This window comes from Antiquaquibacter metalliresistens (assembly GCF_029211225.1).
Lineage (GTDB): Bacteria > Actinomycetota > Actinomycetes > Actinomycetales > Microbacteriaceae > Rhodoglobus > Rhodoglobus metalliresistens.
Window position 1 is genome coordinate 194764 of record NZ_JARGEM010000001.1, and the last position, 19952, is coordinate 214715.

Annotated in this window: 21 protein-coding genes; 7 read left to right on the plus strand and 14 right to left on the minus strand. The window is 67.1% G+C overall.

Annotated elements, in window-relative coordinates:
• Positions 1-20 precede the first annotated feature (20 nt).
• The 4 genes from PYV02_RS00960 to PYV02_RS00975 all read right to left on the minus strand — a co-directional run bounded on the left by PYV02_RS00960 (position 21) and on the right by PYV02_RS00975 (position 7592).
• On the minus strand, positions 21-3110 hold the full coding sequence (locus tag PYV02_RS00960) for a type I restriction endonuclease subunit R (protein ID WP_275755273.1): 3090 nt from the start codon (positions 3108-3110) through the stop codon (positions 21-23).
• Positions 3110-4318 carry a restriction endonuclease subunit S gene (locus tag PYV02_RS00965; protein ID WP_275755275.1) on the minus strand — a complete coding sequence of 403 codons (1209 nt, stop codon included), beginning with the start codon at positions 4316-4318 and terminating at the stop codon, positions 3110-3112. The genes PYV02_RS00960 and PYV02_RS00965 overlap by 1 nt, the downstream gene beginning before the upstream one ends.
• Positions 4315-6255 carry a type I restriction-modification system subunit M gene (locus PYV02_RS00970; RefSeq protein ID WP_275755276.1) on the minus strand — a complete coding sequence of 647 codons (1941 nt, stop codon included), beginning with the start codon at positions 6253-6255 and terminating at the stop codon, positions 4315-4317. The genes PYV02_RS00965 and PYV02_RS00970 overlap by 4 nt, the downstream gene beginning before the upstream one ends.
• A 662-nt stretch (positions 6256-6917) precedes the next feature.
• On the minus strand, positions 6918-7592 hold the full coding sequence (locus tag PYV02_RS00975) for a TetR/AcrR family transcriptional regulator (RefSeq protein ID WP_275755278.1): 675 nt from the start codon (positions 7590-7592) through the stop codon (positions 6918-6920).
• A gap of 160 nt (positions 7593-7752) precedes the next feature.
• Between PYV02_RS00975 and PYV02_RS00980 the strand changes: the two genes are divergently transcribed.
• From PYV02_RS00980 to PYV02_RS01000, 5 genes are all read left to right on the plus strand, one after another.
• Positions 7753-8235 carry a DUF6326 family protein gene (locus PYV02_RS00980; protein ID WP_275755280.1) on the plus strand — a complete coding sequence of 161 codons (483 nt, stop codon included), beginning with the start codon at positions 7753-7755 and terminating at the stop codon, positions 8233-8235.
• A 162-nt stretch (positions 8236-8397) separates the two neighbouring features.
• Entirely contained in the window at positions 8398-8691 is a 294-nt protein-coding gene (locus PYV02_RS00985) for a DUF2470 domain-containing protein (protein ID WP_275755282.1), read from the plus strand.
• Between the two features lie 2 nt (positions 8692-8693).
• Positions 8694-9089, plus strand: a complete 396-nt coding sequence (locus PYV02_RS00990) for a DUF4383 domain-containing protein (RefSeq protein ID WP_275755284.1) — start codon at positions 8694-8696, stop codon at positions 9087-9089.
• Positions 9090-9162: 73 nt separating this feature from the next.
• Complete coding sequence (locus tag PYV02_RS00995) at positions 9163-9813, plus strand: biliverdin-producing heme oxygenase (RefSeq protein WP_275756001.1); 651 nt, start codon at positions 9163-9165, stop codon at positions 9811-9813.
• Complete coding sequence (locus PYV02_RS01000) at positions 9791-10186, plus strand: hypothetical protein (RefSeq protein WP_275755286.1); 396 nt, start codon at positions 9791-9793, stop codon at positions 10184-10186. The genes PYV02_RS00995 and PYV02_RS01000 overlap by 23 nt, the downstream gene beginning before the upstream one ends.
• On the opposite strand, the gene PYV02_RS01005 is transcribed toward PYV02_RS01000, so the two are convergent.
• On the minus strand, positions 10176-11471 hold the full coding sequence (locus PYV02_RS01005) for an ATP-dependent DNA helicase (protein ID WP_275755288.1): 1296 nt from the start codon (positions 11469-11471) through the stop codon (positions 10176-10178). The genes PYV02_RS01000 and PYV02_RS01005 overlap by 11 nt on opposite strands.
• Before the next feature lie 82 nt (positions 11472-11553).
• Between PYV02_RS01005 and PYV02_RS01010 the strand changes: the two genes are divergently transcribed.
• Positions 11554-12525: a hypothetical protein gene (locus PYV02_RS01010; protein ID WP_275755290.1), complete on the plus strand. Its 972-nt coding sequence runs from the start codon at positions 11554-11556 to the stop codon at positions 12523-12525.
• Here PYV02_RS01010 and PYV02_RS01015 read toward each other — a convergent pair whose 3' ends face one another.
• The 5 genes from PYV02_RS01015 to rpmB all read right to left on the minus strand — a co-directional run bounded on the left by PYV02_RS01015 (position 12526) and on the right by rpmB (position 15657).
• A complete protein-coding gene (locus tag PYV02_RS01015; RefSeq protein WP_275755293.1) occupies positions 12526-14496 on the minus strand; it encodes a bifunctional copper resistance protein CopD/cytochrome c oxidase assembly protein in 1971 nt (656 codons plus the stop codon). It lies immediately after the preceding gene.
• 81 nt (positions 14497-14577) lie between these two features.
• Positions 14578-14865 carry an HU family DNA-binding protein gene (locus PYV02_RS01020; protein ID WP_275755295.1) on the minus strand — a complete coding sequence of 96 codons (288 nt, stop codon included), beginning with the start codon at positions 14863-14865 and terminating at the stop codon, positions 14578-14580.
• Between the two features lie 80 nt (positions 14866-14945).
• Positions 14946-15251 (minus strand): 30S ribosomal protein S14, encoded by a 306-nt coding sequence (gene rpsN, locus PYV02_RS01025; protein WP_275755297.1) that lies wholly within the window; start codon positions 15249-15251, stop codon positions 14946-14948.
• A 2-nt stretch (positions 15252-15253) separates the two neighbouring features.
• The gene (gene rpmG / locus PYV02_RS01030; RefSeq protein WP_108518565.1) at positions 15254-15421 is read right to left on the minus strand and encodes a 50S ribosomal protein L33; all 168 of its coding nucleotides are present in this window, start codon (positions 15419-15421) and stop codon (positions 15254-15256) included.
• Positions 15421-15657, minus strand: coding sequence for a 50S ribosomal protein L28 (gene rpmB / locus PYV02_RS01035; RefSeq protein WP_275755301.1), 237 nt, complete (start codon positions 15655-15657; stop codon positions 15421-15423). Before rpmB ends, rpmG begins: the two co-directional genes overlap by 1 nt.
• Positions 15658-15826: 169 nt before the next feature.
• On the opposite strand from rpmB, the gene PYV02_RS01040 reads away from it, so the two are divergent.
• A complete protein-coding gene (locus PYV02_RS01040; RefSeq protein ID WP_275755303.1) occupies positions 15827-16921 on the plus strand; it encodes an LLM class F420-dependent oxidoreductase in 1095 nt (364 codons plus the stop codon).
• On the opposite strand, the gene PYV02_RS01045 is transcribed toward PYV02_RS01040, so the two are convergent.
• Genes PYV02_RS01045 through PYV02_RS01060 form a run of 4 tightly spaced genes read right to left on the minus strand, consistent with a single transcriptional unit; the run spans position 16918 to position 19920 of the window.
• Positions 16918-17322 carry a Fur family transcriptional regulator gene (locus PYV02_RS01045; RefSeq protein WP_275755305.1) on the minus strand — a complete coding sequence of 135 codons (405 nt, stop codon included), beginning with the start codon at positions 17320-17322 and terminating at the stop codon, positions 16918-16920. The two genes, PYV02_RS01040 and PYV02_RS01045, sit on opposite strands and share 4 nt — an antisense overlap.
• Positions 17319-18191, minus strand: a complete 873-nt coding sequence (locus PYV02_RS01050) for a metal ABC transporter permease (RefSeq protein ID WP_275755307.1) — start codon at positions 18189-18191, stop codon at positions 17319-17321. Before PYV02_RS01050 ends, PYV02_RS01045 begins: the two co-directional genes overlap by 4 nt.
• On the minus strand, positions 18191-18988 hold the full coding sequence (locus PYV02_RS01055) for a metal ABC transporter ATP-binding protein (RefSeq protein ID WP_275755309.1): 798 nt from the start codon (positions 18986-18988) through the stop codon (positions 18191-18193). The genes PYV02_RS01050 and PYV02_RS01055 overlap by 1 nt, the downstream gene beginning before the upstream one ends.
• Complete coding sequence (locus PYV02_RS01060) at positions 18988-19920, minus strand: metal ABC transporter solute-binding protein, Zn/Mn family (RefSeq protein ID WP_275755311.1); 933 nt, start codon at positions 19918-19920, stop codon at positions 18988-18990. The genes PYV02_RS01055 and PYV02_RS01060 overlap by 1 nt, the downstream gene beginning before the upstream one ends.
• Positions 19921-19952: the final 32 nt, after the last annotated feature.

Genomic DNA, 19952 nt, shown 5'->3' on the forward strand with positions numbered 1-19952 from the left:
TTTCCGAGACGCGGTGATCGCTAGGCCGCATCCCCGCGCCCGTACTTCTCGTAGAAGTCGCGCGCGAGGATGGCGAGGACGGCCTTCTGGATCTTCTTGCTGCCGAGTACCTGTTCGCTCATGTTGCGGAAGTTGGTGTCGGAGTCGATCACGGCGTCCATGAATGCGGATGACAGGTCGGGACTGCCGAGGAACTGCTCCAGCGTGTTTGCTGCCGCTTGCTCGCGCAGCACGGTGCTTTCGTCGAACTTGCCGCCCACGTATCCGGTGAAGCCGACCATGTCGGCGTCGGTGAGTTCGTCGCCTTCGAACAGAGTGTTCATTTTCTCGATGATCTCGCGCAGGCGCACGAACTCCGGGTCCTTCGCGGTGCCCGAGCCGAGGGCGGTGAAGGGCGCGAGCGGGTCGCCGTCATCGGAGAGTTGGAGGTCCTCGGCCTCCTCCGGTCGCAGGCTGTAGTGGGTGAGTTTGACCGCGTTGAGGTCGATCGAGCGGTCTCGGTTCTCGTCGCTGATCAACGGGGCGAGCAGTCGGTAGAAGATCGACCGCTTCTCGAGGCCGGTGTCGTGGTAGTTGATGATTTGGGAGAGGAAGTCGTAGGCGCGGATGAAGGAGTTCAGGTCGCTGCGGAACAGGTCCAGTTCCTCGAGGCGGGCGGCATCGCCCGATTCGCGTGCGGCACGGTACTGGCCGGCGAAACGCTGGTGCGCGGGCGTCAGCCACTTCGTCAGCGCGTTGTTGCCCTCCTCGAACACCCACGCTTTCGCAGCCCCCTCAACCTCGGATTCCTCGTAGATGAGGGCCTGGTCGAGTTTGTTCTGTAGATCGTGGATCACGTTCGGGTCCGACACCGCCGCAAGCGACGCTGCGCGGTAGTACTGCTGGAACGCCCCGAGTACCTCGGCTGGGTCGTTGACAAAGTCCAGCACGAAGGTCTGGTCTTTGCCGGTTGCGGTGCGGTTCAGGCGTGACAGGGTCTGCACGGCGGTGACCCCGGAGAGGCGCTTGTCGACGTACATTGCCACGAGCAGCGGTTGGTCGAAGCCGGTCTGGAACTTGTTGGCGACGATCATCACCTGGTAGTCGTCGGAGGCGAACGCCTGGGGCAGGCTGCGCTTCTTGAGCCCCGGGTTCATCGTGGTCTCGTTGAAGACGCCCGGGCCAGACTCGGGATCGGTGACCTCGCCAGAGAAGGCGACAAGCGCGTGCAGGCCCACGTACTTGTGCTCCGAGATGTATGCGTCGAAGGCGAGCTTGTAACGCACGGCCTCGACCCGACTGGCGGTAACCACCATCGCTTTGGCCTGCCCATTCAGCCGCCACGAGACGTTGTCGCGGTAGTGCTCGACGATCACGGCGACCTTCTGGGCGATGTTGTGCTCGTGCAGTCGCACCCACCGCATCAGGTCTTTCGCGGCCTGCGTCTTGTCCACCAGCGGATCGTTCGAGTCGTACTCGACGCCGTTGTGGGCAAGCTTGAATGCAAGCTTGTAGGGCGTGTAGTTCTGCAACACGTCGAGGATGAAGCCCTCCTCGATCGCCTGCTGCATCGTGTATAGGTGGAACGGGTGCGGCAGCCCATCCGCACCCGGGCGCCCGAACAGCTCGAGCGTCTTCGCCTTCGGGGTGGCGGTATAGGCAAAGAAGCTGATGTTGGTGGCATCCGCCTTCTCCGCCATCTCCGCCGCCAGCAGCGCCTCGATGTCGAACTCACCGCCGTCCTCTAGGGAGGCCAGCTCCTCAGGCGAGAGCGCCTGCTTGAGCTTGGCGGAGGTGTTGCCGGTCTGTGAGGAGTGCGCTTCATCGGCGATGATCGCGAAGCTGCGCCCCTTGAGGGCACCGGAGGTGCGGATCTCCTTGAGCGCATGGGGGAAGGTCTGGATGGTGACGATGATGATCTGCGCGCCGCTCGACAGCGCCTTCGTGAGCAGTTTCGATTTGGACTCGCCGCTGCCCCGCGTGATCGGAACGACGACACCGGACTTGTGGTCGATCTGGTAGATCGCATCCTGCAACTGGTCATCGAGCACGGTGCGGTCGGTGACCACGATCACCGAGTCGAACACCTTCGCGCCGGCATCGTTGTGCAACGTGCTGAGCTGGTGGGCGGTCCAGGCGATCGAGTTGGTCTTGCCCGACCCGGCGCTGTGCTGGATGAGATACCGGTGTCCTGGGCCTTCTTCGCGCGCCGCCGCGACGAGCTCGGTCACCGACTCCCACTGGTGGAACCGGGGGAACAACAGCGACTCACGCTGCGTCACCTCACCCGTGACCGGGTCGGTCTCCTTCCACGACGACGCGTGCAAGAACTTGCCGATGATCTCCAACCACGCATCCCGCTGCAACACCCGCTCCCACAAGTAGGAGGAGGGCGAGCCATCGGGGTTCGGCGGGTTGCCCTTGCCCCCGTCGTTCCCGATATTGAAGGGCAAAAACACCGTGTCGTCGCCGGCCAGCCGAGTGGTCATCCACACCTCGGAGTTGGAGACCGCGAAGTGCACGAGCGCCCGGCTACCGAAGCCAAGCAGCGGCTCGGTCTTCCTGGTGACCGGATCCTTCGGGGTGCGATCCTTCTGGTACTGGATGATGGCATCCTGAACCGACTGTGTGAAGTCGGTCTTCACCTCCATCGTCGCCACCGGCAGACCGTTGACGAAGAACACCAGATCAAGGCTCTTCTGGTTCGATGTGGAGTAGTGCACCTGCCGCATCACCCGCAACCGCACCTTGGCGTAGCGCTCCAGGGTCGCCGGGTTCAGCTGCTGTGCAGGCCTGAACTGGCACAGGTCGAACTGGGTCGAGACATCCTTGAACCCACGCCGCAACGCGTTGAGCATGCCACCGCCCTGCGCGAACGGCTTGTCGAGCACCTGCGCCAACCGGCCCAGCAACTGCTGCCGCGCCTGCTCCTGCACGGCAGGCGAATCGGATGCCTTCACCCGCTGCGCGAGCGCCTCCGGCTGCGTCTCCTCCAACCACGCGAAAACGTCGGCCGGGAACAGCGCCAACTCGCGGTCGTAGCCCTCGTCATCGTGGGAGTACAGCCAGCCGTGCGCGACGAGGTGCTCGCACAACTCATCCTCGAACCAGAACTCGTTGTGCTTACCCATCAGGCCAGCCCCCTCACGTCGATCTTGCCCGTCACCGCCGCACTGATCAGCGCCTGCCGCCGCTCCTTCAACACGTCGATCATCTCGCGCGCCTTCGCCGATAGTGTGTCAATCTGGGACGTCTCGCGGTCGAGGTGGGCGACGATCTCGCGTTGCGCTTCCAGCGTCGGAAGTGCGATTCGGATCTCCCCAAGATCGGTTGCGTTGATTCGCGGGGTACGTACCGTTCCTGTTTCTGTGTTGCCGATTCCGCGAAGTCGGGCGGTCATCAGTCCGACGAACCATCGCGACCGCATCACGAGGGTCAGCCAATGTGGGTCCACTTGCTCGACGGCGCGCAGGACGAGGTAGTCCGGGCTTACGAGTCCCGGTTCGGAGGCAATTCCTACTGCCCCCTGAAATGCTCGCATTCGGTTCACAACGACATCCCCGGATGCGCAAATCTTGTAGACCGATAGGTCGTCTGATCGCGGTCGGTCATCCGTTACTTCGTCTCGGCGTTGAACTCCGCGATGAATGGAGACTGACAATAGCGGGAGGTCCGCCGACCCTGCTCGAGTGTCTACGACTGCATACGCAGTCTTGATCCGCGAGCCAGGTTGATCGAGGCGTTCTGGGTTGGCTTGACCCTCGATCTGCTGGCTGATGACCGCCTGCCGCCGCTCCGCGAGCGTCTCAATCAGCCGCTCCTGCTTCCCCGTCAGCGCGTCGATCTTCGCCGTCTGCGCGTCCAAGTAGTCGGCGATTTGTCGCTGCTCAGCGAGCGGAGGCACACCGATCGCGAGGTTTGCGATGGTCTCAACCGACAAGCCGGGCTGCGCGGCTGACACCGAGTATTGGCCCAGCTCCATGCTCTCCAGGAGCCCGACTAGCCAGCCGAGGCTCAGTTGACGACGAGGGGTGACAACGACGGCATGTTCCGAAGCCCAGAATCGGCCGCTCACTCGATTGACGTTCCCGCAAAGCGCCCCTTGGCGACCGATCAAGGCATACTGCCCGTCATGCGTGTACGCGCTCGTGAAGCCTCTAAGGCCGTTCCCCCCATAAACGGGGTACTGTCCCTGGGGATCAATCTCGTCAGATGTGATCGAATCGCCGCTCCTCAGCGACACGAGGTGCTTCAGCTTCTGGTTTGCCCATTCAGGGCCCTTGTCTCGCGAGGCTTGCTCCAGGCTCGCCGCCAGTGCTGTCGGCGCGGGGCCCGTCACGCCTCCACCTCACGCAGCAGTTCCGTGATCTCGCGGATGAGCTTGTTGAGGTCGGCGTCGATCTCCTCGAGCGGGCGGGGCGGGAGGTACTTGTAGAAGTGGCGGGTGAAGGGGATCTCGTAGCCGACCTTTGTCTTCGTCTCGTCGATCCAGGCGTCCGGCACGTGCGGCAGCACCTCGCGAGCGAAGTACTCGTGGATGTCCTCGTCGAGGGGCACGTTCTCGGTGTCGCGGGCGTCGGTGTCCGGCAGCGGCTTGCCCCTGGCATCGGTGACAACGGGGGCGGTGTCGTCGCGTTCGGAGAGGCCCTGGATGAGGGACTTGAGTTGGGCGGGGGTGAGGGTGATTGCGGCATCCGCCAACAACTGCTTGAGCGTCTTGGCGAAGGTCGGCAGGTCGGTGGTGGTCTCGACGGGCTCGACCACCGGCAGGTCGACCTGTGCGAGCGCATCTGCCACGGCGGCCAGCGGTTTCGCGAGCACTGCGGCATCCCACCGTTCCTTCGTGAGCGCCCAGTTGAGGCGCAAAGGGCGTTCGACGGTGATGGTGCGGTAGCCGAAGTCCTCGTTGCGGAAGATCTTCGACACGTCGGATTGCTCGGCGTTGCCGTAGAGCTTGACGATCTCTTTGATGTCGTCGAGGTCGAGTTCTTTGCGTTTGGCGCCGAGGGACTTGCGCATCTTGTGGGAGAAGCCGGTGCCGTCGATGAGTTGCACGGTGCCTTTGCGGTCGGGGTGCTTGTCGTTGTCGATGATCCACAGGTAGGTGGCGATGCCTGTGTTGTAGAACATGTCCGTGGGCAGGGCGACGATCGCCTCGAGCAGGTCGTTCTCCAGCAGGTAGCGGCGGATCTCCGACTCACCCGAACCCGCGCCACCTGTGAACAGCGGGGAGCCGTTGAGCACGATGCCCGCACGCCCGCCGCCCTGGGCCTTCGGGCGCAGCTTCTTGATCAAGTGCAGCAGGAACAGCAGTGACCCGTCGGAGACGCGCGGCAGGCCGGGGCCGAAGCGGCCGTTGAAGCCCTCCTGGTCGTGCTCCTTCTGCACGGCGGGTTGCTGCTTCTTCCAGTCCACGCCGAACGGCGGGTTCGAGAGGCCGTAGTCAAACGTCTGGCCGGCCAGGCCATCATCGGTGAGGGTATCGCCGAGCACGATGTTCTTGATGTCCTGACCCTTGATGACCAGGTCGGCCTTGCAGATCGCGTAGGACTCGCCGTTGACCTCCTGCCCGAACATCACGAGCCGCGCATCCGGGTTCAAACCCAGCAGATACTCATCGGCCACCGACAGCATCCCGCCCGTGCCGGCCGTGGGGTCATAGATGGAGCGGACCACACCCTTCTTGGTCAGCGCCTCGTCATCGGCGATGAACAGCAGACTCACCATCAACCGGATCACCTCGCGCGGGGTGAAGTGCTCACCCGCGGTCTCGTTCGAGGTCTCCGCGAACTTGCGGATCAGCTCCTCGAACATCAGGCCCATCTCGATGTTCGACACCACCGACGGGTGCAGGTCCACCTCGGCGAAACGCTTGGTGATCAGGTAGAGCAGGTTCTCGCCGTCGAGCTTCTCCAGCTGCTTCTCGAACTCGAACTTCTCGAAGATGTCACGCACGTTCTCGCTGAACCCGCGCACATAGTCCAGCAGGTTCGCGCGGATGCCAGCCGGGTCACCCATGAGCGACTTCAGCGTGAACTGGGACGTGTTGTAGAAACCCTGCCCGGCGGCCTTCGTGAGAAACACGGATGCCGACGCGGCATCCCCACGCTTCGCCGCCTCATCGAGCACCGCCTGCTTGGTGGGCTCCAGCACACAATCCAGCCGCCGAAGGATCGTGAACGGGAGCACCACGGACCCGTACTGGTGCGGCTTGTACGGACCCCGCAGCAGGTCAGCGATCGACCAGATGAAGTTGGCGTTGTTGTTCTGGGCCATTACAGGGGTCACTCCATTCGAGGGGCGGTTCGAGGTTCGCTCGACGCTGGTGCCGACTCTATGAGAATCGACGGGCACGCGGGTTATTTGCGACGGTCGAGGTTGCAGACTGCCCGCTCGATCGTGCTGAGCTGGTCGCTCTCGCTGCACGTCGGCGATGCCGACTAAGCGGATCAGCCCAGTTTCGACTGCGCTGCTGGCGCGCGAACCCATCCGCGCTGTGAGGTCACATGCCATGCGCGACAGTGGGCGCAGGGGTGGATCCCGACGAGCTCAGGGTACTTCAGGCGCCGCAAGGCGGTGAGGGCACGCGTTGCGGCGGCCGGCGTTGGGTACGGACGTTTGACGCAGATGGGCATGACAGTGCTCCCCTTCAATTCGGGATGGGTTGCACTGCATATCCAGGCGGTCGACACGTCGTTGGATCGCCGTCAACCAGAACCTAACAGATGTGCGGCTCAGCAGCAGCACGAGTGGGCGACTCCCGGCGACAGACCCCCGCCCTGGAGGGCACCCGGTGGTGGATGAGGAACCGATGAGCGACGTGCGCCGGTACGGGAGCGTATCGTGTGGCGGCACGCTTCCGAGTCGGCGAGCTCACAGAGTCGGCCGGAGTTGGCAGCGCGAGGTTGTTGCCTCCACAGCTCCAGTGGACAGCGCCACTACGCGGAACCCCTCAGCGGCTCGAGGGCGGCGAGCACGAGGTCGAGGCCGAAGATGAACTCCTGCGACGGGTCGTAGCCAGCGGCAACGAGCGCAGCGGCGGACTCGTTGAGGTAGGGGAACTCGTCCGGGGGAAGCTGGGGCAGGTAGACGTCCTCGGTCATGTCCGCGAGCTCGTCCGCCGTGTCGAACGGCAGGCTGGCTGCCTGTAGGGCGTAGCCGTAGACGTAGCTGTTGATCGTCCAGTTGGCGTGCGTCGCCATCACGACCGAGAAGCCGGCCCTTCGCAGGCAGGAGGTGACGGCTTCGCGGTGGCGAAGGTTGGCGGGTCCCGGCGTGGTCCGCGATTCCATCAGGCCGATCGCCCACTGGTGGCGGGCGAGAACCTGCCGGGTGGATTCCGCCTCCAGGCGCATCGCCGACTGCCAGTCGACTTCTTCCGGCGGATGCTCGATCTCCTCGAACACGACGTCGATCATGGCGTCCAGCAGTTCCTCCTTGCTGGCCACATAGCGGTAGAGCGACATCGCCCCCGCGTCGAGCACGCCGGCGAGTCGGCGCATGCTCAGCCCATCGACCCCCTCGCGGTCGGCGAGCCGCACCGCCTCGGCCACCACTCGCTGTTTGCTCAGCCCCGCATCCGACGCGACCTGGCGCTGTTCCCTCGCAGACACGGGCCTCCTCGCTCAAGCGACTTGACAATCGTACAGCGTACGCAGCAGAGTACAGTGTACGCGTACGGTGTACTCGCGAGTGATCGCCACAGCTCCACTCCTGCGCCATCCAACCTGCCGCCACCCGGCGGGCAGCCCGCTCCTATCGAAGGAAGAACCAATGACCAACCCAACGAAGAACTCGCTCGACAACCCGCGGATCCCCGTGCAGGCGAAACTCGCGGCGGCCTGGACAAGCCTCATGTTCCTCGTGATCTACATCGACTACTTCCACCTCTACCAGCCCGGCGAGATCGACGAGATCCGGGGTGGCACCATCTTCGCGTTCGACATCAGCGCGACATTGATGTCGATCTTCTTCGTGGTCATCGCGATCCCGGCCCTGATGGTGATGCTCTCCGTGGCGCTGCCCGCCCGAGTGAACCGCACCACGAACCTCGTCGTTGCGTCGCTCTACATCCCGGTCATGGTCTTCAACGTGGCGGGGACGTCGGCTGATTGGGTCTTCTACTACGGCCTCACCATCGGGGTCGAGGTGCTGATCCTCGCCTTCATCCTGCGCTCCGCGTGGGCCTGGCCTCGAATTCCCGCGGTCTCGACCCGTCCCGCGACGGACGACCTTCGGCGGCGTGCATCCGTGTAGCCGCGCAGCGCACGACCCTCCGGCGTGACGCGGACGCCGGGCCCACCGTGAGCAGGTTCAGCCGCGAGTTGCGCGGTGAGCCTGCTCATGGGCTCGGTGTCCGCCGCTCGACGTCGCCGAGGGCGAAGGTCCCGGCGACGTGCCCTCGGGTAGCGTGGAACCGTGACCTTCCCCACCGAGACCGTGACCGCCGTGCTCGCGCACATGAACGGCGACCACCCCGAAGACTCGCTGCTCATCGCCCGCGCGTTCGGCGATCCGGATGCCACGGCCGCCACCATGACCACGCTCGACCACCGCGGCGGAACGTGGGTGTACACCGCCGGCGGAGCCGACCACGAGCTCACCGTGCCCTGGACCGCGGAGATCAACGAGCGTCCCGAGATCCGCCGCGAGATCGTGGTGCTCTACGACCGCGCCTGCGAGAAGCTCGGCATCGCGCCGCGCCCGCACTGACCGTGTTCCGCTCGCCCAACCGGCTCGTCGGCGTCGCACTCGGCGTCGGATACCTGCTGCTGGGCGGGTTCGGCTTCGCCGTGACCCAAGACCTGCTCGCGGTGGACGGCGGCCTGCTCTTCGGGGTGCTGCAGGTGAACGGGTTGCAGAACCTGATCCACCTGCTCGTCGGTGCCGTGCTGGTGGCGGGGTCCATCGTCGGGGTGCCCATGGCGCGCGCGACGAACACGGCCGCTGGCACCCTGTTCCTGCTCCTCGGGCTCACCGGGCTGTTCCTGGCCGGCAACCCGTTCAACGTGCTCGCCATCAACGCCGCCGACAACGTGCTGCACTTCGGCTCCTCGGTGCTGCTGCTGGCCGCCGGGCTCGGCGCCGAGCAGCGTCAGCGCGGCGCCTGAGGCCGAAAGTCCTGTTGGCCTCAGGGGTGCGCCCGGTAGGCTAAGGGTCACCTAACCCGGCCACTTTGGAGTCATCGTGAGCGTCATTCCCTTCTCGCAGGCCCTGCGCGAGCGCACCTGGACGAGTCACGGCGACAGCGAGGGCGCTGACTTCATGCACGACCTCATGACCGGCAAGGGCACCCGCGAGGACTACATCGCGCTCGTCGCGCAGCACTACTTCATCTACGAGGCGCTCGAGGCGGCAGCGGCCCGCTTCGCGAGCGACCCGATCGCCGCCCCCTTCATCAGCGAGCAACTCACCCGACTGCCCGCGCTCGAAGCCGACCTGCGATTCCTGCTCGGCGCCCATTGGCGCGACGAGATCGCGCCCCTGCCCACCACGGTGCGCTACGTCGACCGCATCAACGAGGTCGCCGACGAGGGCTGGGCCGGCGGCTTCATCGCCCACCACTACACGCGCTACCTCGGCGACCTCTCGGGCGGTCAGGCCATCGCCAAGCTCATGGCCCGCCAGTTCGGCTTCGAGACCAACGGCATCGGCTTCTACATCTTCGATCAGATCGCGAGCCCCAAGCACTTCAAAGACACCTACCGCGAGCAGCTCGACGCGGTGGCCTGGGATGCCGTCGAGCGCGAGCGCGTGATCGACGAGGTGCTCGCCGCCTACCGCTTCAACACCGAGCTGTTCGTGGACCTCAGTGCGGCCAAAGCCGCAGCCTGAGCTGGATGACGCGGCGCTGGTCGCCGGGTTCGAGGCGGGCACGCTCCGGGCGTTCTCCCACGAGGACCACCTGCGAGTGGTGTACCTGCTGATCCGTGAGCACGGCGAGGCGGAGGCGCTGCGCAGGGTGAGCGAGGGCATCCGTGCCATGGCGATCGCGAACGGCAAGGCCGAAGCGTTCCACGTCACCCGCACCACCGCGTGGACGAGGCTCGTCGCCGCAGCGGGCGATCACGGCGACTCCCGCCGGTTTCTCGCCGCGAACCCGCAGCTGACCCGTCGCGACCTGCTCGACGACTACTACGACCGGGAGCGGCTCACCAGCGATGCGGCCCGGGTCGGCTTCATCCAACCCGATCGGCCTATGCCCTGATCGCGGGGATGGCGGTGGCGCGCGACATGAACCGCACGACATTCTCGTCGACGATGATGTCGCTCGGTCGCAGCGGCCGCGTGAGGTAGAGCCCCTCGAGCTCGCTGATGCGACTGAGCGCCACATAGGTCTGGCCCGGCGCGAAGGCGCGGTTGCCGAGGTCGACGATGGCCCGGTCGTAGGTCTTGCCCTGCGACTTGTGCACCGTCACCGCCCACGCCAACCGCAACGGGAACTGGTGGAACTCGGCCACGACATCCTTGCGCAGCGCCTTCGTCAGCGGCGAGTAGGTGTAGCGGAACTTCTCCCAGATCACCGGGCGCACCTCGTGGATCTCGCCGTCGACATCCACGAACACCGTCGCGTCGATCTTCTTCACGGTGCCCACGCTGCCGTTCACCCAGCGGCCGCCGTTCTCCCCGGTGTCGTTGCGCAGGAACATCACGCGCGCGCCGATCTTGAGCTCGAGCGCCTCGTCGGCGGGGTAGGCGCGGCCACCGAACTCGCCGTTGATCTCTGCGCGCGCGGTGAGCACCCGGCCCGGCAGGCGGGCAAGCTCGGATGCGTTGATGCGCGTGACCGTGCCGTTGGTGGTGGCGAGGGTGATCGCCCCGTCCGTCGGCGCCGGGCGGGCGCCGACCTCGTTGAGGCGGGCCGCGATCTCCGCGGTGACCATGTTGTGGCGCACCGCCTCGAGCATCCACTTGAAGTGGTCGTCGTGCTGGCGGTGGATGGTGGAGAGCTCGTAGATGGTGAGGTCGGTGTCATCCCAGACGTGCGCGTCGAAGAACCACATCGAGCGGTAGCGGTCTTCGTAGTACGCCCGCTCGTCACCCTCGCCCGGCACGGGAGCCAGCTGGTAGGGGTCGCCGAACAGGATCACCTGCACGCCGCCGAAAGCCTCGTGCCGCCGGGCGCGCGCCTGGCGCAGGGAGCGATCGATGGCATCCAGCAGGTCGGCGCTGACCATCGAGACCTCGTCGATCACGAGTGTGTCGATGGTGCCGAGCAGCTTGCGCAGCTCCGCGGACTGCTCGATGTCGGAATCGGCGATCACCCCGATCGGCAACCGGAACAGCGAGTGGATGGTCTGCCCGCCCACGTTGAGCGCCGCGACCCCGGTCGGTGCGCAGATCACCACCTGCTTGGAGGTGTGCTGCGAGAGGTGGTTCAGCAGGGTGGACTTGCCCGTGCCGGCGCGGCCGGTGACGAAGATGTTGTCGAGGGTGGTCTCGATGCGGTCGAAGACGGCCTGCTGCTCCGGGGAGAGGTCGGGCTCGGACACCACCTCACTGTACCCGCGACGCCGCCGGGCACTCGGGTGCGCCGCCTAGGATGTGGGCTAGTTCTCGTGAAAGGAGCACACTGTGCGTCGCGTGCTCATCACCTGGGGCGTCGCCCTGGCCGTCGTGGTCGCCGGGTTCTTCGGCACCGTGCTCGTGCTCGGGGCCACCGTCTTCAGCGCCGGCGGCTTCGTCGGCGGCTACCTCGACGCGCTCGCCCGGCACGACGCGGACGGCGCGCTCGAGCTCGCCGGTCCGCGACCGGAGGCGGGGGATGCCTCGGACGAACTGCTCGTCGCCGCGGCCATGGGCGAGCTCAGCGACATCCGGCTCATCGACGACCTGACACAGCCGGACGGCACGCACCTCGTCACCTACGCGTACACGGCCGGCGGCGTCGCCGACGAGTCGGCCTTCGTGGTGCGCAGCAGCGGCGCGCTGTTCGGGCTCTTCGCGACCTGGGACTTCGTTACGAGCCCGATCGGGGTGCTGCAGGTGACCCCGCGCAACGATCCCCGTTTCACCGCCAACGGGGTGCAGGTGCTCGCCCCGGCGCAGGACACCGCGACCCCCTACCTGGTCTTCACGCCGAGCACGACCGTGCTCGGCCACGAGAGCACGTTTCTGCAGGCCGATCCGGAGCCGGCGACCGCGACCGTGCCGGGTGCCGCCGTGGCGGCCGCGGTCACCGTGCGCCCGAACGCCGCCTTCGTCAAGCAGGTTCAGCGGGAGCTCAACGACTACCTCGACGAGTGCGCGACGCAGGAGGTGCTGCTGCCGACCGGATGCCCGTTCGGTGAGGAGATCACCAACCGCATCATCAGCACGCCGCAGTGGTCGATCGCCAGCTACCCGCAGGTGACCATCGTGCCGGGCCCGGAGCCCCTGACTTGGCTCATGCCCCGCACCACCGCGGCGGCGCACCTGGTGGTGGAGGTGCGGTCGCTGTTCGACGGCACGGTGTCGACCTTCGACGAGGACGTGTCGTTCACCACGAGCTACCTCATCACCTTCCTGGACGACGACGAGCTGCTCATCACCGCCCAGTACGAGTGATCAGTCGCGGTCGGCCCGCGCGGCGAGCATCGCGTTGTACTCGGCGAGCTCGGCATCCCCGTCCCGGTCGGCCTTGCGGTCGTAGCGTTTGGCCTCGCGGATGCCGTCGCGATACCAGAGGATCGCGACGATGATCGCCAGGGCCACCGTCGGGGCCTCGCCGATGCTCCACGCGATGCCGCCGCCCACCTGCTGATCGGCGATCGCGCTCGTGCCCCAGCCCATCGCGCCGTACCAGTCCGCCAGCAGCAGCCCGGTGCCGGTGATCAGCGCGAGACCGAAGAAGGCGTGAGCGGCCATCGTGGCCAACAGCAGCAGCAGCCGCACCGGGTACGACGGGCGGTTCGGCGCCGGGTCGATGCCGATGAGCGCCTGCACGAACAGGTAGCCGACGGCGAGGAAGTGCACGATCATCCACTCGTGCCCGAGATGGTCGGTGGTCGCCCAGCGGAACAGCGGCGTGTAGTAGAACACCCACAGCGAACCGACGAAGAGCACCGCCGCCACGAGCGGGTGGCCGATGATCGCCAGGTAGCGCGAGTGCACGATCAGCGAGATCCACTCCCGCGGGCCCCGGCTGCCGTCGGTGCGTTTGACGATCGCGCGCATCGCGAGGGTGATCGGCGCTCCCGGCACGAGCAGCACCGGCACCATCATGCCGAGCGTCATGTGGGCGAGCATGTGCGCCGAGAACAGGTACTCCTGGTAGAGGTTCACGCCGCCGTTCGTGACCACGAACAGCAGCAGCATGCCGAGCACCCAGAGCACGGTGCGATGCACCGGCCAGCGGTCACCGCGGCGGTGCAGGCGCCACACGCCAGCCAGGTAGAAGAACACGCCGAACGCGCAGATCAGCAGCCAGAGCAGGTCGATGTTCCACAGCGTCAGCAGGTTCGTCGCCGAGATCGGCGGCGGCAGCGGGCTGCCGGTGAGAATCTCCGCCGGGGTCGGCGCCGTGAGCTCCGACGCCGGGATCTCGGGCACCGGGGTGGGGGTCCGCGCGAGCGCGGCGGCGACTCCGGAGGCGATGCCCATGAACCCCAGCTCGGCGGCGACCAGCCACCAGAACCAGCCGGAGGCGCGAGCGACCGAGCGCCGCATCCGGTCGATCACGACCCGGCGGTGCACCGCACCGAACAGCCCGAGCACCAGCAGCGCCGCCGTCTTCGTGAGGATCAGGATGCCGTACGGCGACAGCAGGTTGCCCAGCTCCGCGATGCGCAGTTGCGCACCCAGGTAGCCGGAGACGGCCACCACGACGAAGCTCACGAGGGCGACCGTGGAGTAGCGGGGCAGCAGCGCCTCGAGGCGACCGCGACCGAGCACGGGCCGCAGGATGGCCAGGGTCACGAACCCACCCAGCCAGACCCCCGCGAACAGCACGTGCAGGAACAGCGCCGTGACGGCGGTGTTGTGCCCGGCAGCGCCCGCCACGTGGCCCTGGGAGGCCATCGGGTAGAGACCGGCGACGGCGAGGGCGAGCACCGCCACGAGCACGCTGAGGTTGCGCACCGCGAAGCACAGCACCGTCACCGCGGCGGCGAACAACGTGGTCGCCAGCCAGGCCTGACCGAGCTCGGTGTCGGTGAGGAATCGGCCGAGATTCTGGCCGAACGTGGGATCGAGGCTCACCCCGCCGGTGAAGTTGCCGGTGTAGATGAGAAACCCGGTGACCGCGGAGGCGACCGTCCACAGCGCGGCCGACGCGGCAGCGACGTCGAGCGCCCGACCGAACTCCGGCTGCTTCGGGTCGAGCGCGAAGGCGGTGAGCACGAGGGCGCCGACCGTGACTCCGCCGCCGAGGTTGACCAGCAGCTTGGCGATGGGCAGGCCGTAGAGCACGACGGGGCCGGGGTCGACGAGGGCGGGGGCATCCGCGCCGCCACCGTACGCGAGCGCGGCGATGAGCGCCGCGAACGAGACGAGCAGCAGGATCGCGGGGCCTGCGATCCACAGAGGGCGGGGCACCATGCAAGCCTATGCTTCGCCGCCAATGACGAAGGGCGGCCACCCTTGCGGGTGCCGCCCTTCGTGGTGGGACTGTGGCCTGAGTTACTTGGCCGCGGCCTTGAGCTTGCTGCCGGCGCTGAGCTTCACGCCGTAGCTCGCCTTGATCTCGATGGTCTCGCCCGTCTGCGGGTTGCGCCCCTGGCGCGCCGAACGGTGGGTGCGCTCGACTGCGAGCCATCCCGGGATCGACACCTTGGTGCCCTCGCCGACCGACTTGGCGAGCACGGAGAACAGAGCGTCGACAACGCCGCTGACGGCAGCCTGGCTCTGTCCGGACTCCGCGGCAACAGCCGCGACGAACTCGGTACGGTTTAGTGACTTGTCAGCCATGGGATGTCCTCCTCGGACCTCATGCAGTTATCGGTGGAGCGTTTCGCTCGGGGGCGAAAACCCCCCGAGCCGCTTGGAATCTACCAGCTTGACTTGGTGATTCCGGGCAACTCTCCCCGGTGAGCCATATCCCGGAAACGAACACGTGATACGCCGAACTGGCTGAGGAAACCACGCGGACGGCCGTCGATCGCGTCGCGACCGCGCACGCGGATGGGGCTCGCGTCGCGCGGGAGCTTCTGCAGACCGAGGCGCGCGGCCTCACGGGACTCGTCGGTGCCGTTCGGGTCGACGAGCGCCTTCTTCAGCTCGGCACGCTTCGCGGCCCAGCGCGCGACGATGACCTTGCGCTGCTCATTCTTGGCGATCTTGCTCTTCTTGGCCATGGTTAGCGCTCCTCGCGGAATTCGACGTGCTGGCGGATGACCGGGTCATACTTCTTCAGCACCAGACGGTCGGGGTTGTTGCGACGGTTCTTGCGCGTCACGTAGGTGTAGCCGGTGCCTGCGGTGGACCGGAGCTTGATGATCGGACGGACGTCCTGCTGCTTCGCCATTAGAGCTTGACCCCCTTCGCGAGGAGGTCCTTCACGACCGCCTCGATGCCGCGTGCGTCGATGACCTTGATGCCCTTGGCGGACAGCGTCAGCGTGACGTTCTTGCGAAGCGACGGCACGTAGTACGTCTTCTTCTGGATGTTCGGGTCAAAACGACGCTTGGTGCGCCGGTGCGAGTGCGAGATGTTGTGCCCAAAGCCGGGAACGGCTCCGGTCACTTGGCAGACTGCTGCCATGGCGGTACTCCTGTTCTGGTTACCGTGACGCTTCCATTGCTGGATGCTTCACCCAAGATCACTTGTCGGCATGCCTTGATCCCGGACGTGCATGGGAGGCACACAGTGTGCGCGGATGCGCAACCTGTCTAGGGTACGCGGGCGCGGTCGCATCTGCAACAATCGGGACGTGCGCATCGGCTATTCGACGGGGTATTGGAAGCAGGGCCCACCCGCTGGCGCCCTCAAGGCGATCCGCACCGCGGAGCGGCTCGGGTTCGATTCGATCTGGACCGCGGAGGCCTACGGCTCCGACGCCTTCACGCCACTGGCCTGGTGGGGTTCGCACACGCGGCGCATCCGCCTCGGCACGGGCATCGCCCAGATCTCCGCCAGAACGCCGGCCGCGGCGGCGATGGCGGCGCTGACCCTCGATCACCTGTCGGGGGGCCGCGTCATCCTGGGCCTCGGCGCATCGGGGCCGCAGGTGGTGGAGGGATGGTACGGCCAGCCCTACCCGAAGCCGCTGGCCCGCACCCGCGAGTACATCGACATCGTGCGCCAGGTGCTCGCCCGCGAGGCGCCCGTCACCTCCGCCGGCCCGCACTACCCTCTGCCATACACGGGTCCGGATGCCGCGGGCCTCGGTAAGCCACTGAAGTCCACCGTGCACCCACTGCGCGCCGACATCCCGATCTTCCTCGCCGCGAGCGGACCCAAGAATGTCGCGCTCGCGGCGGAGATCGCCGACGGTTGGCTGCCGTTCCTGCTCTCACGCAACGCGCTCGACGAGGCCCGCGCCCACCTCGAGGAGGGGTTCGCGCTGCGCTCGGCCGCACGACGACCGCGCGCCGAGTTCGAGGTGGCCCTGCAGATCCCGGTGATCCCGCATCCCGACGTCGAGAAGGCGGCCGATCTCGTGCGTCCGCTGATCGCGCTGTACGTGGGCGGGATGGGTGCCAAGGGCGCCAACTTCTACCGCGACGCGATCGACGCGCTCGGCTACGCGGATGCCGGAGAGACGATCCAGGATCTCTACCTCGCCGGGCGGAAGGCCGAGGCTGCGGCCGCCGTGCCCACGAAGCTGGTCGAAGAGATCGCGCTGATCGGCCCGCCGGAGAAGATCCGCGACGAGCTGCAGGCGTGGGAGGAGTCGGTGGTCACCACGATGGTGGTGCAGGGTCCGGCGTTCGCGTTGCGCACCATCCGCGACGTGCTGCAGGGCGGCTCCCTGACCCGTGCCAAGCTCGGCGCGCTCGCTTACGCCTGGTCGACCCGGCGTTAGCCCGCGGGCTGTTCCGCCGCCGTGCACGCGGGGCACAGTCCGAACACGTCGACGATGTGGTGGGGCTGGGTGAATCCGTGCTGGGCGGCGACGTTTCTGGCCCACTCCTCCACGGCATCCGCCTCGATCTCGACCGTCAGCCCGCAGTTGCGGCAGATCAGGTGATGGTGATGGCTGCCGGGCGTGCACGCGCGGTAGAGGCTCTCGCCCTCCTGCTGCAGCGAGTCGGCATCGCCCTCGGTCGCGAGGTCGGCGAGCGCGCGATACACGGTGGCAAGGCCGATGGATGACCCGGCCTCCCGCAACGCCGAGTGCAACGCTTGGGCACTGACGAACCCCTCCGAGGTGCCGAGCGCCTCGCGCACGGCCTCGCGCTGCCAGGTGTTGCGCTTCGAACTCACGCTTCAAGCCTATTCCGGCTGCGGTCGCGCCGCCGGGTGCGGGCGCCGCGGCGTGCATCGATCAGGCGACAGACGAGGTAGATCGCGAACGAGATCGTGGTGATGTAGGGGCTGATCGGCAGGGATCCGCCGATCGCGAGCAGGATGCCCCCGACCGCGGACACGAGCCCGAACACCATGCTCAGCACCGGCACGAGCACGGGGGAGGAACTCACCCGCAGCGCCGCGGCAGCCGGCGTCACCAGCAGCGCGAGCACGAGCAGCGCGCCGATCACCTGCACCGAGACGGCGACGGTGAGCCCCAGCACGAGCATGAACACGAACGAGAGCGTGCGCGTGGGCACGCCGCGCGCCGCCGCGACCTCCGGGTCGAGCGAATCGAACGTGAGCGGGCGCCACACCACGAGCAGCACGAGCAGCACGACCACCGAGATGCCGATCAGCAGGCCGAGCTGCTCGAAGTCCACCGAGATGATCTGGCCGGTCAGCAGCCCGAACTTGTTGCCGCTGCGGCCCGGATACAGCGCCAGGAAGAGGATGCCCAAGCCCAACCCGAAGGGCATGAGCACCCCGATGATCGAGTTTCGATCGCGCGCCTTCGCGCCGAGCAGACCGATGATCGCCGCCGCAATGAGCGACCCGACGAGCGAGCCCGCCACGACGTTGGCGCCGATCAGCAGTGCGCCCGCGGCGCCGGCGAACGACAGCTCACTGATGCCGTGCACCGCGAAGGCCATGTCGCGCTGCATCACGAAGACCCCGACCAGTCCCCCGACGATGCCGAGGATCGCTGCGGCGACGATCGACGAGCGCACGAGGGTGAGCAGTTCCGCGTAGTCGGTGAAGTCGAAGAGGGTCGGCCAGTCCATCACGACTCGCTCTCGAGATGGTGGTGACTGCCGCCCGCGTCCGGCGCGCCGGCGACGAAGACGCGTCCGCCGCTGCGCAGCACCTCGACGGGGGAGTGGTACAGCTCGCTCAGCACCTCGGTGCGCAGCACCTCGTCGGGGGTGCCGACCCGGAACCGACCGTCCGCGAGATACAGGATGCGGTCCACCAGCCCGAGCACGGGGTTGATGTCGTGCGTGACGAACAGCACCGCGGTGTCGTGGTTTCGGCGGCGAGCGTCGATGAGGTCGGCGATGCCGCGCTGATGCTGAAGGTCGAGACTCGCGAGCGGTTCGTCGCACAGCAGCAGCACCGGGTCGCCGGCCAGGGCCTGGGCGACCCGCAGCCGCTGCTGCTCACCTCCGGAGAGGGCACCGAGCGGCCGGTTGGCGTAGCCGGATGCACCGACCGAGGCGACCAGCTCATCCACCTGCCGACGCACCGTCGGGGTCACGATCGGCAGTCCGAAGCGGTGCCCGTCGACGCCGAGCGTGACGAGGTCGCGACCGCGCAGTGGCGTGCCCGGGGGCACGAGCTTCTGTTGCGGGATGTAGCCGATGCGTCGGTTGCCGCCGTGCACGGGACGTCCGTCGACCTCGATGCGGCCGGCATCCAGTCGCTGCTGTCCCAGGATGGCGCGCAGCAACGTGGTCTTGCCTGAGCCGTTGCCGCCGAGCACGGCCACGAACTCGCCGGGCGCGACCTCGAGTTCGAGGTCGCGCCACAGCGAGTGTCCGCCGAAGCCGAGCGAGGCGCCCTCGATGCTGAGGGCCGGCATCACGCCAGTGCCGACTCGATCGCGTCGAGGTTCGCCGTCATCCACGAGAGGTAGTCTTCACCATCCGGCAGCGTCTCGGTGAAGTCGACGACGGGGATGCCCGCGGCCTCGGCCGCCTCGCGCACCCGCTCGGTCTCGGCGCTCGCGGTCTGGGAGTTGTAGGCCAGCAGCACCACGTCTCCGCCGCCGATCACGTCGAGGGTTTCCTGCAGCGCGGTCGGCGGCACGTCGGCACCCTCTTCGATGGCCTCGGTGAAGGCCTCCGGCGTGAGGTTGACGAGTCCGACCTCCTCGAGCAGGTACAGCGGCACCGGCTCGGTCACCGCGACGCCCTGGCCGTCGTGACCGGCCTCGAGACCGTGCGCGCGCTCGGCGAGCGCGTCGACCTCGGCGGCGAAGGCATCCGCGTTGGCGGTGTAGGTCGCCGCGTTCGCGGCGTCGAGCTCGCCGAGCACGCCGGCGAGGTCTTCCGCGAAGTCCTCCATCGCGTGCAGGTCGTACCAGACGTGCTCGTTGAGACCCTCGATGTGACCGTGGCCGTCGTCCTCGGCGTGGTCGTCGGTGCTCTCATCCTCGGCGAGGTCGGCACCCTCTTCGTCGACCACGGTGATCACGCGTGCCGTCGAGTCGCCGAGCAACTGGTCGATGAACGGGTCGTACCCGCCGCCGTTCTCGATCACGACGTCTGCGCGAGAGATCGCCAGGCGGTCCTGCGCGGAGGCCTCGTAGCTGTGCGGGTCCTGCCCGGATGACGTGATGAGGCTCGTGACCGTGACCAGGTCGCCACCGACCGTCTGGGCGATGGAGCCGTAGACATTGGTCGAGGCGATGACGGTGAGCGTCGAATCGTCGCTCGCGGGGGTCTCGGCCGCGCAACCGGCGAGGGTGAGCGCCGCTGCGGCGATGAGGGCGAGGGGGGCGAGGGCTTTCATGGGGTCCTGTCGATAACCGTAATGAGATTCGT